This is a genomic window from Bacillus sp. CZDM1, from assembly GCF_055502545.1.
The window spans coordinates 806,852-823,593 of sequence record NZ_JBUESO010000001.1 but is presented as its reverse complement, the minus strand read 5'-3'; the positions used below and the strand labels follow the sequence as shown (position 1 = coordinate 823,593).

The 16,742-nt window shown below is 37.9% G+C and carries 22 protein-coding genes and 1 other RNA gene; 16 read left to right on the top strand and 7 right to left on the bottom strand.

Features of this window, described 5'->3' with window-relative positions; all coding sequences use genetic code 11:
* Positions 1-115 precede the first annotated feature (115 nt).
* The 9 genes from sppA (at position 116) to ACY3XC_RS04315 (ending at position 7,532) form a co-directional block, all read left to right on the top strand.
* A complete protein-coding gene (gene sppA / locus ACY3XC_RS04355) occupies positions 116-1,126 on the top strand; it encodes a signal peptide peptidase SppA (protein WP_464867408.1) in 1,011 nt (336 codons plus the stop codon).
* 13 nt (positions 1,127-1,139) lie between these two features.
* On the top strand, positions 1,140-1,637 hold the full coding sequence (locus ACY3XC_RS04350) for an RDD family protein (RefSeq protein ID WP_464867407.1): 498 nt from the start codon (positions 1,140-1,142) through the stop codon (positions 1,635-1,637).
* A gap of 80 nt (positions 1,638-1,717) precedes the next feature.
* Positions 1,718-2,410 (top strand): DUF2953 domain-containing protein, encoded by a 693-nt coding sequence (locus ACY3XC_RS04345; RefSeq protein WP_464867406.1) that lies wholly within the window; start codon positions 1,718-1,720, stop codon positions 2,408-2,410.
* 17 nt (positions 2,411-2,427) lie between these two features.
* Complete coding sequence (gene ytfJ, locus ACY3XC_RS04340) at positions 2,428-2,919, top strand: GerW family sporulation protein (protein ID WP_179160044.1); 492 nt, start codon at positions 2,428-2,430, stop codon at positions 2,917-2,919.
* Between the two features lie 165 nt (positions 2,920-3,084).
* Entirely contained in the window at positions 3,085-3,585 is a 501-nt protein-coding gene (tpx, locus tag ACY3XC_RS04335; RefSeq protein ID WP_179160043.1) for a thiol peroxidase, read from the top strand.
* Between the two features lie 67 nt (positions 3,586-3,652).
* Positions 3,653-4,636 (top strand): class I SAM-dependent methyltransferase, encoded by a 984-nt coding sequence (locus ACY3XC_RS04330; RefSeq protein ID WP_464867405.1) that lies wholly within the window; start codon positions 3,653-3,655, stop codon positions 4,634-4,636.
* A gap of 242 nt (positions 4,637-4,878) precedes the next feature.
* The gene (locus tag ACY3XC_RS04325; RefSeq protein WP_179160041.1) at positions 4,879-6,066 is read left to right on the top strand and encodes an acetate kinase; all 1,188 of its coding nucleotides are present in this window, start codon (positions 4,879-4,881) and stop codon (positions 6,064-6,066) included.
* Between the two features lie 115 nt (positions 6,067-6,181).
* Positions 6,182-7,018, top strand: a complete 837-nt coding sequence (locus ACY3XC_RS04320; RefSeq protein ID WP_464867404.1) for an EcsC family protein — start codon at positions 6,182-6,184, stop codon at positions 7,016-7,018.
* 1 nt (position 7,019) lies between these two features.
* Complete coding sequence (locus ACY3XC_RS04315) at positions 7,020-7,532, top strand: MogA/MoaB family molybdenum cofactor biosynthesis protein (RefSeq protein WP_464867403.1); 513 nt, start codon at positions 7,020-7,022, stop codon at positions 7,530-7,532.
* Between the two features lie 102 nt (positions 7,533-7,634).
* On the opposite strand, the gene ACY3XC_RS04310 is transcribed toward ACY3XC_RS04315, so the two are convergent.
* Complete coding sequence (locus ACY3XC_RS04310; RefSeq protein WP_464867402.1) at positions 7,635-7,949, bottom strand: hypothetical protein; 315 nt, start codon at positions 7,947-7,949, stop codon at positions 7,635-7,637.
* A gap of 63 nt (positions 7,950-8,012) precedes the next feature.
* Complete coding sequence (locus ACY3XC_RS04305; protein WP_464867401.1) at positions 8,013-8,456, bottom strand: universal stress protein; 444 nt, start codon at positions 8,454-8,456, stop codon at positions 8,013-8,015.
* Positions 8,457-8,558: 102 nt separating this feature from the next.
* Here ACY3XC_RS04305 and ACY3XC_RS04300 point away from each other — a divergent pair, with 102 nt between their 5' ends.
* The 3 genes from ACY3XC_RS04300 (at position 8,559) to ald (ending at position 10,397) form a co-directional block, all read left to right on the top strand.
* Entirely contained in the window at positions 8,559-8,714 is a 156-nt protein-coding gene (locus tag ACY3XC_RS04300) for a hypothetical protein (RefSeq protein WP_464867400.1), read from the top strand.
* A 140-nt stretch (positions 8,715-8,854) separates the two neighbouring features.
* Entirely contained in the window at positions 8,855-9,064 is a 210-nt protein-coding gene (locus ACY3XC_RS04295; protein ID WP_464867399.1) for a hypothetical protein, read from the top strand.
* Positions 9,065-9,275: 211 nt separating this feature from the next.
* On the top strand, positions 9,276-10,397 hold the full coding sequence (ald, locus tag ACY3XC_RS04290; protein WP_464867398.1) for an alanine dehydrogenase: 1,122 nt from the start codon (positions 9,276-9,278) through the stop codon (positions 10,395-10,397).
* A gap of 87 nt (positions 10,398-10,484) precedes the next feature.
* On the opposite strand, the gene ssrS is transcribed toward ald, so the two are convergent.
* Positions 10,485-10,681, bottom strand: a non-coding RNA gene (gene ssrS / locus ACY3XC_RS04285) — 6S RNA.
* A 55-nt stretch (positions 10,682-10,736) separates the two neighbouring features.
* Positions 10,737-11,834, bottom strand: coding sequence for a M24 family metallopeptidase (locus tag ACY3XC_RS04280; protein WP_464867397.1), 1,098 nt, complete (start codon positions 11,832-11,834; stop codon positions 10,737-10,739).
* 174 nt (positions 11,835-12,008) lie between these two features.
* Between ACY3XC_RS04280 and ACY3XC_RS04275 the strand changes: the two genes are divergently transcribed.
* The 3 genes from ACY3XC_RS04275 (at position 12,009) to ACY3XC_RS04265 (ending at position 14,435) form a co-directional block, all read left to right on the top strand.
* On the top strand, positions 12,009-12,689 hold the full coding sequence (locus tag ACY3XC_RS04275; RefSeq protein WP_464867396.1) for a metal-dependent hydrolase: 681 nt from the start codon (positions 12,009-12,011) through the stop codon (positions 12,687-12,689).
* Positions 12,690-12,754: 65 nt separating this feature from the next.
* Positions 12,755-12,991 (top strand): hypothetical protein, encoded by a 237-nt coding sequence (locus tag ACY3XC_RS04270; RefSeq protein ID WP_464867395.1) that lies wholly within the window; start codon positions 12,755-12,757, stop codon positions 12,989-12,991.
* Positions 12,992-13,115: 124 nt separating this feature from the next.
* Entirely contained in the window at positions 13,116-14,435 is a 1,320-nt protein-coding gene (locus ACY3XC_RS04265; protein WP_464867394.1) for a DRTGG domain-containing protein, read from the top strand.
* A 35-nt stretch (positions 14,436-14,470) separates the two neighbouring features.
* Here the strand turns inward: ACY3XC_RS04265 and ACY3XC_RS04260 are convergent, their stop codons facing one another.
* Positions 14,471-14,779: a YtpI family protein gene (locus ACY3XC_RS04260; protein WP_464867393.1), complete on the bottom strand. Its 309-nt coding sequence runs from the start codon at positions 14,777-14,779 to the stop codon at positions 14,471-14,473.
* A 97-nt stretch (positions 14,780-14,876) separates the two neighbouring features.
* Here ACY3XC_RS04260 and ACY3XC_RS04255 point away from each other — a divergent pair, with 97 nt between their 5' ends.
* Positions 14,877-15,821, top strand: coding sequence for a DHH family phosphoesterase (locus ACY3XC_RS04255; RefSeq protein WP_464867392.1), 945 nt, complete (start codon positions 14,877-14,879; stop codon positions 15,819-15,821).
* A 36-nt stretch (positions 15,822-15,857) separates the two neighbouring features.
* On the opposite strand, the gene ytrI is transcribed toward ACY3XC_RS04255, so the two are convergent.
* Positions 15,858-16,361 carry a sporulation membrane protein YtrI gene (gene ytrI / locus ACY3XC_RS04250; RefSeq protein WP_464867391.1) on the bottom strand — a complete coding sequence of 168 codons (504 nt, stop codon included), beginning with the start codon at positions 16,359-16,361 and terminating at the stop codon, positions 15,858-15,860.
* The gene (ytrH, locus tag ACY3XC_RS04245) at positions 16,358-16,693 is read right to left on the bottom strand and encodes a sporulation membrane protein YtrH (protein WP_045524254.1); all 336 of its coding nucleotides are present in this window, start codon (positions 16,691-16,693) and stop codon (positions 16,358-16,360) included. The genes ytrI and ytrH overlap by 4 nt, the downstream gene beginning before the upstream one ends.
* Positions 16,694-16,742: the final 49 nt, after the last annotated feature.

Sequence of the window (16,742 nt, the reverse complement as noted above, 5' to 3'; positions counted from 1 at the left end):
AAACTTTTCATTTTTGATAAACTAAGGTAGTCCTGCATTAATTTTAGCATTATCTTGAAACAATATTAAATTATGTAAGAAAAATTTTAATGAATATACGAGGAGGATTCTTAACATGAATGGGAAACGATGGGCCGCTCTTGGAATTGCTGCGGCATTATTTTTTGTATCCGTTATGATTAATTTTTTATCTGCATTTGCTTTTAAAGGTGTTGAAACAGATATTAGTGAGCTTTTTGCGGCATCAGAGCTTCCTTTTACAGAAGAAGTTATTCAGGAAGGGAATGAAATGAAAAAGATTGCTGTGCTGGACGTCAATGGTGTTATTCAGGATACAAATGACGCAGAATCATTATTTCAAGCAGCAGGATATAATCATCAAGGATTTATGAAAAGGTTAGAATTCATTAAAGAGGATGATAGCGTAAAAGGGATTATTCTTAAGGTTAACTCACCGGGTGGCGGAGTTGTTGAAAGCGCTGAAATCCATGATAAACTGCTAGAAATCCAAAAGGAAACAAAGAAGCCTGTATATGTCTCAATGGGTTCTATGGCTGCTTCCGGCGGTTATTATATTTCCGCGGGTGCAAAAAAAATCTTTGCCAGTGAGGAAACAATGACTGGTTCTCTAGGGGTAATTATGCAGGGAATCAATTATGAAGGATTAGCCGAAAAGTATGGAGTGGATTTTGTCACCATTAAAAGTGGTCAATTTAAGGATATTATGAGCCCGACTCGACAAATGACGGAGGAAGAGCGGCAAATCCTCCAAAAAATGATCGACAATTCCTATGAGGGGTTTGTTAAGGTTATTTCTGAAGGCAGAAAGATGACAACTGAGCAGGTGAAAAAGATTGCGGATGGAAGAATCTATGATGGAAGACAGGCGAAAGAGCTGAACTTAATTGACGGCTTTGGATACTTAGAAGATGTAATCAATCAGATGATGGAGCAGGAGAAGCTAAAGGATGCAAAGGTTGTCCGCTATACCGAGCAAATAGGGTTTGGTTCGTTATTAAATTTAAAGGTTCAAAAATTTATTGGTGCTGATAGTGAAATGGCTGGACTTATGGATATTTTATCAAGACCCAATTCTCCACGTCTAATGTATTTGTATGCTGAGTAGGGGGGAACTGTAGATGGAAAATGAAAATCAAATAAATTCAAATGAAATAGTAAAAGTCGATGAACAAGTAACCACTCATGAACCTGATACAACCTCCATTCGTTATGCAGGTTTTTGGATGCGGTTCTGGGCTTACCTGCTGGATTTGATTGTTGTAGGGAGTATAGAGCGATTAATTATTAATCCTCTATTTCGGGCAATTGACATTCCAATAATGGAATTTAATATGTTTGCCCCTATTTCCATTGCTTCCGCAATCGTATTTTATTTATATTTCGTGTTAATGACAAAATATTTTAATCAAACGCTTGGAAAAATGGTATTTGGTATAAAAGTAATTGATTTGAAGAATGACAAATTATCATGGGGAACCATTCTTTTTCGAGAATGGATTGGCCGATTTATCTCTGCAACAGTGGTTATTGGATATATCATTGTCGCCTTTTTACCAAAAAAACAAGGACTTCACGACCTCTTTACAGACACCTCGGTTATTCATGTAGAACGATAATTCTGGCCCGCTAACAATTCGTTAGCGGGTTTATTTTTCCTTCTTCAGGTGATACTAATAGGCTGAAAGGAGTGAAAAATTTGGTTTGGCTGTATATAGCTCTCATCGCTATTATTTTATTATTTCTACTAATTATTTTTTCGAAGCTGACAATCCATCTTAATTTTTTTCATCATAATGATAATGATGAATTAAGTGTAGTGTTTAAACTCTGGTTTGGATTAATTAAATACACACTAAATGTCCCTCTCATAAAAATTGATGATAACTCTCCGAGTATTGTCCTAAAGGGTAATACAAGTATGGGAGATTCAGGTGAGAGTGAATCTTCCAGCAAGGTCCAACAAGTTGGCAAGGATGACATTGTGACTAAATTGTCAGATGCCAAAGAACTGATACAGCATGTTGTTAACATGCATGTGATCGTAAGTAAATTTATGAAAAGAATAGTCATTAAGCATTTTGAATGGCATTCATTAGTTGGTGTAGGTGATGCGGCACATACTGGCATTATTACGGGTGCACTTTGGACTCTCAAAGGAAGTGTTGTTGGCATGCTCAGTAACTTTTTGAGACTAAAGGAAATGCCTGTTTTATCCGTTACGCCCCATTTTCAAATGGCTATTATCCAAACCCGGATTACATGTATTATTCAGTTTCGTATCGGGTATGCTATTTTAGCAGGATTAAAACTAATAAAATTCTGGAAGGGCGGACGCCCAAATCTCAAAATGAACACAGCGTATTCGAAGGAAAAAACTAAAACCGTGTAAAAGAGGAGGAAACAGCCATGTCTGAACATCCAATTCAAGGTTTAATGACGACTGCAATGGAAAGCTTAAAAGAAATGATTGACGTAAATACGATTATTGGTGATCCTGTTGAAACTCCTGACGGAAGTGTTATTCTTACCGTTTCAAAGGTTGGTTTTGGATTTGCTGCAGGTGGTAGTGAATTTAAACTAGATAGTGGTTCTCAGCAGCAATCAAAAGGTCAGGAACAAGGTCAAAGTCAAGGTCAATCAAAGCTTCCTTTCGGAGGCGGTAGCGGTGGAGGAGTCTCCATTACTCCAATTGCCTTTTTAATTGTGAATTCTCAAGGAGTAAAAATGCTTCATCTTGACGAAAGTACTCATCTTTATGAAAAGATTTTAGAAATGGCTCCACAAGCTGTGGATAAGATTCAGCAAATGTTCTCAAAGAAAAATGAGCAGCAGAGTTCAGGGCAAGGTTCGCAGCATTCCACACAGAACCAACCACAAAAGCAAGAATTTGATATATAGGTGTAAAAGTTAACTTCCACATATAAAGGGAGGTTAACTTTTTTCATGAAAGTGAAAGCCTAAATCATTGCAAAAAAAATGCTGAAAAGATATATTTACACTGTACATAATTATGTTGAAGGCGTAATTTATTTCGCTTTTGTACGGAAAAAGGAGGATGTTTAAATGGCAAACGTAACTTTCAAGGGGAACCCAGTAACATTGCTAGGCAACGAAGTAAAGGTGGGCGACAAAGCTCCTAATTTCAGCGTCTTGGCGAATGATTTATCACCTGTAACACTAGAGAATACAAAAGGACAGGTTCGTTTAATCAGTGCCGTTCCTTCTTTAGATACTGGCGTGTGTGATGCAGAAACACGTCGTTTTAATGAAGAAGCAAATAGCTTAGGAGATGTTAAAATCCTAACTGTCAGCGTAGACCTACCATTTGCACAAAAACGCTGGTGCGGAGCAAACGGTATTGAAAATGTCCAAACTCTATCAGACCATCGTGACCTTTCTTTTGGAGAAGCATTTGGTGTGGCAATTCAGGAACTGCGTTTATTGACTCGTGCTGTATTTGTTGTAGATTCTAATGATACTGTTACTTATGTGGAATATGTAAGTGAGGCAACAAATCATCCGAACTATGAGGCGGCACTTGAAGCTGCTAGGAATGCAAAGTAATTTAGATGACGATAGAAGGCCTCGTCAATGGATGAGGCCTTTTTCTTTATTTTAGGAGGTGCAGGGTATGAAAATGGCTCCAGTCGAGCAGCTTTTCACGTTATTCAATGAAACTGCTCTAGTTTTACAGGAAGAACTAGCTTGTACATATTTAGAAGCATTAGCCGAAACCGGTGAGAATTTATTTCATGGATCTGTTCTTCAGGATGAAGTAAGTGAAATAACTGAAAAAAGACTCCAGAAACAATACCAAGAAATACATTTAAGCAGTTTTACAAAGGAAGAAATTCGTAAAGCCTATCAGCTTGTCATCTTAAAAGGGATGAAAGAAAATGTTCAGCCTAACCATCAAATGACGCCTGATAGTGTGGGGATGTTAATGAGCTATCTAGTGGATAAATTTATTGAGCAGCCAGCACTCCGTTTGTTAGACCCTGCGATTGGAACAGGAAATTTAGTAACTACTGTATTGAATCAGCTGCAAAAAAATGTCCAAAGTATTGGGATTGAAATAGATGACCTGTTACTTAAACTTGCTTACGTGAATGCAAATTTACAGGAGCACCCAATTGAACTTTTTAATCAAGATAGTCTTGAACCTTTATTTATTGACCCTGTCGATGCAGTAATCGCCGATTTGCCTGTTGGATACTACCCCAATGATGTCCGGGCGTCAGATTATCAGCTAAAAGCGCCAGAGGGGCACTCCTATGCGCATCATTTATTTATTGAACAAAGTGTCAACCACACAAAGCAGGGAGGATATTTATTTTTTATCATTCCAAATGGTCTTTTTGAAAGTGATCAGGCACAACAGCTTCGTGAATACTTTAAGGAAGAAATCATCGTTCAAGGGGTATTACAACTTCCTATAAGTATGTTTAAGAATAAAAATGCAGCAAAAAGTATATTAATCCTGCAAAAGAAGGGTGAAGGGATAGCGGCGCCTAAACAAGCCTTACTTGCCAATCTTCCAAGCTTATCTAGTGCAGTTGAGATGGACAATATCTTAAAAAAAATCGATAAATGGTTTCTAGATAATAAGCGTTAAAACCGGGTTTCACAGCGGTTTTATCGCTTTTTTATTAGTTGAGAACAATTAGAATAATGTGAATAAATTTTCATTTCAGCGGTAACCGTTTCCATCCAATTTCCTCCTTGAAATGTAATTTATACAGTGATTAAATGAGGTGATGAAAGCAATAAACGGTGTCTGTTTGAGCAAAATAACCTTGTACGAAAAAAAGGAACTTCTTGAACCGATGTTGTTTTATAAAAGGAGCGGTAAACGAAATGTCTAAAATAATTGCAATTAATGCAGGCAGTTCTTCTTTGAAGTTTCAACTATTTGAAATGCCTACTGAAGAAGTTATAACAAAAGGACTAATTGAAAGAATTGGCATAAACGATTCAATATTTACCATTTCGGTTAATGGTGAAAAAGTTACAGAAACAACGGATATTCCTGACCATGAAGTAGCTGTAAAAATGCTGCTTGATAAGCTTACTACTTTAGGTATTATTCAATCACTAAGTGAGATTGAAGGGATTGGTCACCGTGTGGTTCATGGTGGGGAGGCATTTAATGACTCCGTTTTAATTACTGATGAAGTATTAAATAAAATTGACGAACTATCAGAATTAGCACCTCTGCATAATCCTGCGAACGTTACGGGAATTAAGGCTTTTAGAGGTGTTCTTCCAAATGTTCCTGCTGTTGCAGTATTTGATACAGCCTTTCACCAAACAATGCCAGAAAGTTCATATCTCTATAGTCTTCCATATGAATATTATGAAAAATATGGTATTCGTAAATATGGATTCCATGGTACGAGTCATAAATATGTTTCACAGCGTGCGGCTGAACTTTTGGGTCGTCCAGTTGAACAGCTTCGCCTTCTTTCCTGCCATTTAGGAAATGGAGCGAGTATCGCTGCCATTGAAGGTGGAAAATCAATTGATACATCAATGGGCTTTACACCTCTAGCTGGGGTTACAATGGGAACTCGTTCAGGTAATATCGACCCTGCATTAATTCCATTCATAATGGAAAAAACAAATAAAACAGCAGAAGAAGTACTTGATGTGTTAAATAAAGAGAGCGGAATGTTAGGGGTTTCTGGTTTCTCAAGTGATTTAAGAGACATCGAAATTGAAGCACGTAATGGAAATGAACGTGCTCAGCTTGCATTGGATGTTTTTGCTAATCGTATCCATAAATATATTGGTTCATATGCCTCACGTATGTATGGGGTTGATGCCATTATCTTTACAGCAGGTATTGGCGAGAATAGCGATGTAGTTCGTGAACAAGTCTTAAAAGGTCTAGAATTTATGGGTGTTTATTGGGACCCTGCATTAAATAAAATCAGAGGTGAGGAAAGGTTTATTAACTATCCACATTCACCTGTAAAAGTAATCGTTATTCCTACAAATGAAGAAGTAATGATTGCACGTGACGTTGTACGTTTAGCACAATAATTTTTTCCTATAAGGCAGGATGTCCTAGAGACAGCCTGCCTTTTTGCATTTTTTAAGTATATTTCTTTGTGATATACTGGAAGGAAAAGAGAAGTGAAGTGAGGAGGTAATGCCAATGCCATTAACTGAACGGGAAATAGAGGTATTGAATGAAATTAGAGAGTGGGAAAAGCATTTATTAAATTACGAGGCAAATGATTTACAGCTTACGTATGAAAAATATTTAGAGCGCTCTTTCTCTCTATTACCTGAAAATATTCAACACCAGTTTTTTTCGGTTCTTGATACCTGGTTGTTCCATTTACACGGAATGATACAAGGCTCTCAGATACAAATGGATGCAAAGGAAAGAATCCTTTCTTCAGGTCGTGTTTTTAATAAGGAATTGTACCAAATTGAGGATTTAAGGAATTTGAATATTGATCAGTTAGAGTACATAGCCATGCAGCAAATTGCAAGGCACCGTCTATACTCCTTTGCGCAGGGAGGCTTAGCGGGAACGGGTGGACCGCTGCTGTTAGGTACAGACATTCCGGCAATGGCCGTAATTAATTTAAGGGTGGTACAACTAATTGCCATGACATATGGTTTTGAGGTAAATACTCCTTACGAAATGATGAGTTCTCTAAAGGTCTTTCATACAGCAACACTGCCAGTTCGACTTCAAAAAGAGGGTTGGTCTAGTTTGAGGAGTGAAATGAGCTCGAGCGATGACCATTATTTTTATGAAGGAAATGAAGAAATCTCAGATGTGACCTGGCTAGAGCAGCCCATTCAACAATTACTAAAAGCAATGGTGATAACTATATTCCGCAAACGGCTCATTCAGGGAATGCCGGTTGTAAGCATGGCCATTGGTGCAGGGACAAATTATCAATTAACAAGAAAAGTTACAGAATTTGCCCATAACTATTACAAACTGAGATACCTAAATCAGAAAGAGGAAATTTGAGATGAGTACTACCGAACACAAGCAAGGGGCTCCAAAGAAAGTTAATTGTAAAGTGATTACTGTAAGTGATACAAGAAATAAGGATACCGATAAAAGTGGCAAGGTAATGATGGAAATGCTAGAACAAGCTGGGCATGCTATTGTTGATTATGTCATCGTCAAGGATGAAGCAGCTCCTATAAAAGAGGCCATTTTAAATGGCTGTGAACGTGAAGATATTGATGTCATCCTAACAAATGGCGGTACGGGAATAGCCAAACGTGATGTAACGATTGAAACCGTTCAGGGAATGTTGGATAAAGAAATCGTTGGTTTTGGAGAATTGTTTAGGATGTTGAGCTACCAAGAGGATATCGGCTCAGCTGCTATTCTTTCACGGGCTATTGCAGGAGTAGTAAAAAATAAAGCTGTATTTTCTACTCCAGGTTCTACAGGAGCGGTAAAACTTGCTATGAATAAGTTAATCCTTCCAGAGATTGGTCATGTAGTAAGAGAAATAAAAAAAGATTTATAGGTAAAAGAGCTCCTTTGCTAGGGAGCTCTTTTAGTGTCCAGCTCCAGGCGCCATCGGCTCGAGGTCAGAAGCCGATAGGCGGGCGCCTTGTGCTTTTCTTATTTAATTATGCATTTTTTCTGAAACTGTTTGGTTGGCTCTGTACCAAAGCCATAAATCATTGATGATGGAAGCAAGTTCAGCTATCTCACTGTTTAATTCACATGATTTTTTAAAGTTATTTTCATTAGAAAGCTGTGCTTGCTTTTGATTAATCGTATTTTCAAGTTCAGCAATTCGATCAGGAATGGAACCTCGAATTTTTTCCCAATGAAATAGGATAGCCTCCTGTGTTTCCTCACTATTATGTGCCCATTCCATTTCTAGATTGGGAATCGAAATGCCAAGCCGTTGATCAAAGGAAAAATGTTCTTTCATGTGACAGCCTCCAAGACAAGTTATTCTTCTATTTTACAACACATCTAGAAAGCATTCACGGTTTTATTTTTGTGAACGGACAACGAGGACATCACATGGGGAGTAACGGGTAATATGTTCAGACACACTGCCAATCAAGAATCTCTCAACTGCATTCATGCCAGTAGCACCGCAAACTATTAAGTCAATATTGTGCTTTTTAGCTATTTCCTTAGGGATTTTAACTTTAGGTGAGCCGTATTCAATTTCAAATTGAACATGCGGAACGCCTGATTCTATTGCTTGGGTTTGGTATTTTTCCAGCATGTCTATGGCAAGTTTGTTTGCGCGATCAGCAATATCTGGATCATAAGTATCAATTACCATAAATGACCTTGTGTCTATCACATGTGCTAATAACAATTTAGCGTTGTTCCTCTTAGCAATTTCAATCGATTTTTCTAGTGCCCACTCGGATTCTTTTGAGCCATCTATAGCAACTAAAATATGGCCATATCGAACTCCCATGATAATCCCTCCTTACCTAAATTATACAATAATTTCTAGGAATAAATGTTTCAATTTTTCGAAAAATAAAAGAGTAACCATACATGGAAAGGAGATTAAAAGATGTTAAAACAAGACCCAAATAAATTTACATTTGAATTTAATGAAAATGGTACAAATGAGGTAAGCGAGCAAATCATGGATTCCTATAATAGCGGATATATTGGACAAGAGATGGAACAAATCAGCAGTGAGACTTATCAAAATAATGAGGAATAGCAGAAAAACTCGCTTTCAAGCGAGTTTTTCTATGCAAATGTCTACTTAAATTTTTATACTCAGGGACATATACCCAAGAAACCAATTTCTTATGTGCATATTCTTTAGTGTGAGAAGTATAAATTGAGGAGGAAAAGATTATGCACATGAATCAAAATGACATGAGATTTGGCTTTGGTTTTGGTCGACCAGGCTTCGGTTTTGGCCGTCGCAGGTTTGGATTCGGATTTGGGTTACCATTCCTAGGAGGATTAGCACTAGGTGCAGCATTAAGTCCAGGACCTTATTATTATCCTTACCCGTATCCATACTATCCGCCATACCCATACCCTTACTATCCTTACTATTAATTATTCATAGCCTTGCAGGTCTAATACCTGCAAGGCTTTTTAAGTAAAATTATTGTTATAAACCCAATTTTGATAATAAATAAGTTGGGATTCCACTTTATATTTGGTAAAATGAAAGTGCTTTCATAGTTATATCTTTACTTGGGGTTTTTGTTATAATAAAATCATCCTTGGTTCTTTTACTATGACAATATTAATTGGGGGTAAGTACATGCGGATCGGTGTTCCTAAAGAGATAAAAAATAATGAAAATCGTGTTGCCATGACACCAGCTGGTGTTTTTAACCTTTTGAAATTTGGGCATGAGGTTTATATTGAGAAAGGGGCAGGACTTGGCTCTGCTTTTACCGATGAAGATTATACAACTGCAGGTGCAAAAATAGTAGAAACTGCTTCAGAAGCTTGGTCAATGGAAATGGTTATGAAGGTTAAGGAACCTCTGCCAAGTGAATATCAATATTTTCGTGAAGGATTAATTTTATTTACATACTTACATTTAGCTCCTGAACCAGAACTAACAAAGGCCTTAATTGATAAAAAAGTGGTTGGAATTGCTTATGAAACAGTCCAGTTACCAAATAATTCTTTGCCGTTATTAACCCCAATGAGTGAAGTAGCAGGAAGAATGGCTGCGCAAATTGGTGCTCAGTTCCTTGAAAAAGTTCATGGCGGGAAAGGGATTCTCTTATCTGGGGTTCCGGGTGTACAAAGAGGATCAGTAACCATTATTGGCGGTGGAGTTGCGGGAACAAATGCTGCTAAAATGGCAATTGGACTCGGAGCAAAAGTTACAATTATCGATCTTAATCCTGACCGTCTTCGTCAACTGGATGATATCTTTGGTTCTGACATCACCACATTAATGTCTAATCCTTATAATATTGCGGAAGCTGTTAAAGAATCTGACTTAGTGATTGGTGCGGTCCTAATTCCAGGTGCAAAAGCTCCTAAGTTAGTCTCCGAAGCAATGATTCAATCGATGACACCAGGAAGCGTCGTAGTGGATATTGCAATTGATCAGGGTGGTATCTTTGAAACAACTGATCGAATAACAACACACGATAACCCTACCTATATTAAACATGGAGTTGTTCATTATGCCGTTGCCAATATGCCAGGGGCAGTTCCAAGAACTTCAACTCTTGGCTTAACCAACGTAACCGTTCCATATGCAATCCAAATTGCAAATAAGGGTTATCGACAAGCATGCCTCGAAAATGAAGCACTGCTAAAAGGTATCAATACCCTTGGCGGCTTTGTAACATATGAAGCAGTAGCAGAAGCACATGGTCTTCACTACTCAGATACAAAAACATTACTTGGACAAATGTAAATAGAAAAGCTACAGCCCCTAGGCGCTATAGCTAGACAAAAAATAAAGCCAGCTTCATTAAGAAGCTGGCTTGGTTATTTCATAGATTATATAGCCGCATTTGCCGTACCTCATATAAGAAAGTTTTAAACCACCACTCCTCAAAGTGGGTGTTCGCAAAAGCCCTCCTGCATGTCCTCCATGTCGTATAGACAGAGGCGTGTCATTACAGCTTCGATAGTAAAACTCCCTTTTACAGCTTAAAGGTTAAAACTTTATTATCACTACGAGCAACGCAGCTTGTATTTGTATATTACTGCAAATTCTTCTACACTTCAATGGTAAAAAAATCTAAATCGCTTATCGAATGATTTGTAGTTCTTTAGGGAATTTAGTTAAGACTTTAGCTCCGTCAGCAGTAATATAAATATCATCCTCAATACGTACTCCTGCTACATTAGGAACGTAAATACCTGGTTCAATGGTATAAACCATACCTTCTTCGATTACCAGTTGATTGGTTTCTGTCATGGAAGGATACTCGTGAACACTGATCCCTAATCCATGTCCAAGTCGGTGCGGGAAGTAATCCCCATAGCCAGCTTCAGCAATGATTCTTCGTGCCGTTAGGTCAACTTCAGCTGCAGTTGCACCAGGTTTACTTGCCGCTATTGCCGCTAATTGTCCTTTAAGCACGGTATCGTAGATTTCTTTTTGTTTATCATTAATATCACCATAGGCTACAGTCCTTGTAATATCTGAACAATAACGATCTACTACTACACCTAAATCAAATAAGACCAAATCGCCCTTTTGAATTTTTGTCCTGCCTGGATTACCGTGAGGGGACGCAGCATTTGCACCCGTCAAAACCATAGTTGTAAATGACATTTCCGTTACACCTTTTTGCTTAAGTGCATACTCAACCGCATTAAGGACATCTAATTCCGTTCTTCCTTCTTTTATTTCACTGCAGCCCACCTCAATGGCATAGTCAGCTAAGGCACAAGCCTCTTCAATAACCTTTAATTCCTTGGCATCTTTAATCATCCGCAGCTTTCTTAATTTTTCTTCAGCGGAAACAAACGCTGCGCTAGGGAATAAAGCCGTTAGCTGTTCATATCGTTCCACATTCATATGTTCCTTTTCAATCGCGACTTTTTGTACTCCATTAAGTCTTTTATTGATCGAAGTATGTACTAATTCCCATGGATTTTCGATATCACTGTAGCCAATGATTTCCTGGTTCCAGCCGGAGCTTTTGACATCATGGACTTCCATCCCAGGACATACAAGGAACGGCTCTTGCTCTTGGAAAATAGCTAAGGCAAGTAAACGCTCATGGGGATTTGAGAAAAACCCGCTTAAATAAAATACATTTTCAGAAGAAGTGATGAAGCTTACTTCAATCCCATTTTCCTTCATCCATGCTTGAAGCTTTTGTAATCGTTGGTTCATAACTTACGCCTCCTAAAATAAACATCCTTCTTGAGGTTATCAATTTTAAATCGATGTGTAAACAATCTTACTTTAGGATGTGCTAAATCACTCCATTTATGGATATAAATGAGGAAGGAATTTAGAAATTATTATTGAAATACATACTATAAAAGTTTTTGGAGGAGATGGAAGATGAAAGTATCATATCATGGACATTCGGTTGTTAAAATTGAACTCAATGGAAAAAGAATAGTGATTGATCCATTTATAAACGGTAACCAATTAACTGATTTAAAAGTGGAAACTCTTAATCCAGATGTAATTATTATAACTCATGGTCACAATGACCATGTCGGAGATACGGTAGAGTTAGCCAAAAGAAACAATGCACTGGTAATCGCCAATCATGAGATTTCAACATTCTTAAGCTGGCAGGGTGTCAATACCCATGGCATGCATATCGGCGGCGAACATCAATTTGATTTTGGGAAAGTCAAATTAACACAAGCTTTTCATGGGTCAAGCTATATGACGGAAAATAATGAAATAATCTATTGCGGAATGCCAGCAGGAATTCTTTTAATGGCAGAAGGTAAGACCATTTATCATGCTGGTGATACAGGGTTATTTTCAGATATGAAGCTAATTGGTGAAAGACACCCGATTGATTTAGCTTTCTTGCCAATCGGTGATAATTTCACAATGGGTCCAGAAGATGCAGCTTACGCAGCAAAATTATTAGGAGCAAAAACCATTGTTCCGATCCACTACAATACATTTCCGCCAATTAAGCAGGATCCTAAGCAATTTATTGAAATGCTTGAAAATAAAAATGGAAAAGTGATGGAGCCCGGAGAATATATAGAATTATAATACTTTTTTATCCCTTCTTTGCATAAAGTGAAACAAGCAGTTCGTTTTGAAGGGGGACAGAAGAATTGAAAAAAAATCGATATTTACTTTGCCTTTTGCTTTGTGGATTCATGCTTTATTTTGCTGTTCCAAGGCTCTCGGTATTTGCAGAAGGTCTAAAAGGGGTCTTCGCTCTATCTTGGCTTGTGCTTGCCTTAATTGTTTTAGCAGGAAATCTGACCGCCTTATTATATAGTCCAAAAAAGGCAGAAAAAAAACGCCAAAACCTTCGAATCAACAAAAAATCAAGATCTTTTTATTAATCACCACACTGCAAGGGGAGCCTGTATAAGGGCTCTTTTTGCGTTGGTTTATTATTCGAAATAATGGTATAAATAATATATCGATTAATTTATAATTAAAGGGCTATAGAAGAGGGTGAAGGTCTTGGCTACAAAGCATGAACAGATTCTGCAATATATTGATGAACTTCCAGTAGGGGAAAAAATATCTGTACGTCAAATCGCCAAGGCGATGACAGTAAGTGAAGGGACAGCCTACAGAGCAATTAAAGAAGCAGAAAATAAAGGATATGTCAGTACAATTGAGCGTGTAGGTACGATTAGGATTGAACGAAAGAAAAAAGAGAATATTGAAAAGCTCACCTTCGCGGAAGTGGTTAATATTGTGGAAGGTCAGGTTTTAGGCGGCAAGACTGGATTGCATAAAACACTAAATAAATTTGTTATCGGTGCCATGAAACTAGAGGCAATGATGCGCTATACTGGTCCAGATAACCTATTAATCGTTGGAAATCGTACACAAGCACAGGAGCTGGCATTAAAGGCTGGGGCAGCTGTATTAATTACCGGTGGCTTTGATACCGAAGATAATATCAAAAAATTAGCAGACAGCCTGGAAATGCCGATCATATCGACTAGTTATGATACTTTTACAGTGGCAACGATGATAAACCGCGCCATTTATGACCAGTTAATAAAAAAGGAAATTATTCTGGTGGAGGATATCCTAACCACTCTTTCAGAGACTTATTTCCTGAAGACCTCTGATAAGGTTTCTGTGTGGCATAACCTGAATCATGAAACCACTCACAGCCGTTATCCTGTTGTTGATCAAAACATGAAGATTCAAGGTATGGTAACGGCAAAGGACGTTATGGGTCAGGATGCTGATACTTCCATTGATAAGATCATGACAAAACAGCCGATGACAGTATCTGGAAAGACAAGTGTTGCCTCTACCGCACATATGATGGTTTGGGAAGGTATTGAAGTCCTTCCAGTTGTGGATGATAACAACCGTCTTGAAGGAATTATTAGCAGGCAGGATGTATTAAAAGCACTGCAAATGAACCAACGCCAGCCACAGGTAGGAGAAACGCTGGATGATATTGTCACCAACCAAATGGTGTTAATGCGCGGAAGAGCAAAAGGTGAAGAAGTATACACCAGTGAAGTTACTCCGCAAATGACCAACCATCTTGGAACCATTTCCTATGGAGTTTTCACAACCATTGTTACGGAGGCAGCGAATCGTATCCTAAGAAGCTATAAAAAAGGTGATCTTGTTGTTGAAAATATGACCATTTACTTTCTCAAGCCTGTTCAGATGGAAAGTGTTATCGAAATCTTTCCAAAGGTACTTGAAGTTGGCCGAAAGTTTGGAAAGGTCGATGTCGAGGTCTTTAATGATGGCATCCTAGTCGGAAAAGCAATGATGATGTGTCAGTTGATTGATAGGACGTAAAAAAGGCCGCTACCAAAGGGTAAGCGGCTCATTCTTTATTGTGCATTATAACTTTTAGCTTCTTCCGCCGCAAACGGCAGGTAATGTTTATATTTCTTAATTCCCACCAAAGTAAACACTGCTCCATAAACAGTAAAGATTACTGAAACAATAATGGTGACAGTCGTTTGCGAAATGAAGAATAAATGGTTTAACCCAAATAAGCCGACAAACAGCCCTAGTGCAATATTGGATTTGGCAGCAAGCCATTTCTTTTCAACCGGACGGCTGCTTCTAAAGTATTTGGTTTTATAAAATAAATAGAAAGCAAATAGAATGACAATCAGAAAAACTAGAACAGACATTAAATTTCCTCCAAGTCTAAAATTCTCTTGTTCATTGTACATATTATTTTACCAAAATTCTACCCTTGCTTAAGAAAACAATAGAGAGGTGATCACATTGAATGAAAAAATCTTAGAAATGATCGAACAATATGAAACCATCATCGTCCATCGACATGTCCGTCCAGATCCGGATGCGTATGGTTCACAATGTGGATTAGTTGAAATCCTAAAGGCATCTTATCCAAATAAAAAGGTGTTCGCTGTTGGAAAAGAAGAAAGGTCGCTCCATTTTATGCGTCGTCTAGATTCCATTGATGATGAGGTGTATAGAGGAGCTTTAGTTATTGTTTGTGATACTGCGAATGAAGAACGGATTTGTGATCGAAGATATTCATTAGGTGAAAAATTAATCAAAATAGACCATCATCCAAACGAGGATCCTTATGGTGATTTATTGTGGGTGGATACGACGGCAAGTTCCTGCAGTGAGATGATTTATGAATTCTATCTATTTGGTAAAGACCGAGGATTAAAATTAAACGATGAGGCAGCCAGGCTTTTATTTGGCGGGATTGTTGGAGATACAGGAAGATTTCTATTTCCGAGTACTACAGATAAAACCTTTGCATATGCAGGTGAACTGATTCATTATAATTTTTCCCGTACCGAACTCTTTGACAAAATGTACGAGCGTGACACCAATATTATTAAATTAAACGGCTACATCCTGCAAAACTTTGAAATGCAGAGTAACGGCGTAGCTTCGGTTCTGCTTACAAAGAAACTATTGGAAGAGTATGATGCAGTGCCATCAGAGGCTTCGTTACTTGTAGGAACATTAGGAGATGTAAAAGGGATTAAGGCATGGGTCTTTTTTATTGAAGAGGACGATCAAATCAGGGTACGTCTGCGTTCAAAGGGTCCAGTAATCAATGGGGTTGCCAGGAAGTTTAAAGGTGGAGGACATCCACTTGCCTCAGGTGCCTCTATCTATTCATGGGATGAAGTGGATCATGTAATGAAAGAGCTTAGTGAAGTTTGTGACAAGTTTCAACCATAATGAAAGAATCGGCCTCAAATTTCGGGCCGATTCTTTTTATTGTTCGAATTCAATTTCAAGTTGAATGGACAATGTGGTGAAAATGACCATTTCCTTAACTTGCAGTTTATACCTTTTGTCATTTATTTTAACAGGTTTATTATGAATGATTTTTTTGATTAATTCCTTGCTTTTATAGACTGTATCGATGTCCTTTGCGATCATCAAACTAATGTCATCTTTTACCGAATCTTCAATTTCTGAAACACTTAGCATGTCTAGCTTGTATTTCTCCCAATTTGTTATTTTAATATTGATTTTTTGAATCGTCAGCTGCTCAATCGTCCGTTTATTAATCTCTTTATACTCTTCCTGCCAGATCTTTTTTTCTTCTTTTAAGTCAACGATTTCTTCCCTTTGTTTATCAATTAAAGCAGTATGCTGCTCCTGCCACACACCAAATATATAAATGAAAATACACCAGCTAACCGCACCGCCAATGACCATTCCTGCAAAAAAACGCTGCCATGCAGGGTTTCGATAATAAGGAGGAATTCTCACGATATATACTCCTGTGTTAACCAATTAATTATCAGTGCACCTGTCTGTGCGCCGCCTAATGCAGAAAGGATAATGAGGAGCTGCTTAAATATGTCCCTGGTTTCTGCATTAAATAACCCCCTCTCAAAGGTGTACACGGCATCAAATGTCCCGCCAATAGCAGCGACAATTGCCCATATTCTTAAGTCTGTAGACAGCCGGTAAACAGCCGTGAGCGGTGGTTGTCCAGTTAGAAAGGCAGCGATTCCACCAATCAGGGAACCACCTAATATAACACCTAATGCAATAAAATAACTTTCAATAAAAGTAGGAAAAAAGCCAATTTCTTTCATAACCTCAACCGCCCTTGCAAAGTATAAATACCCTTATATCATTTATATG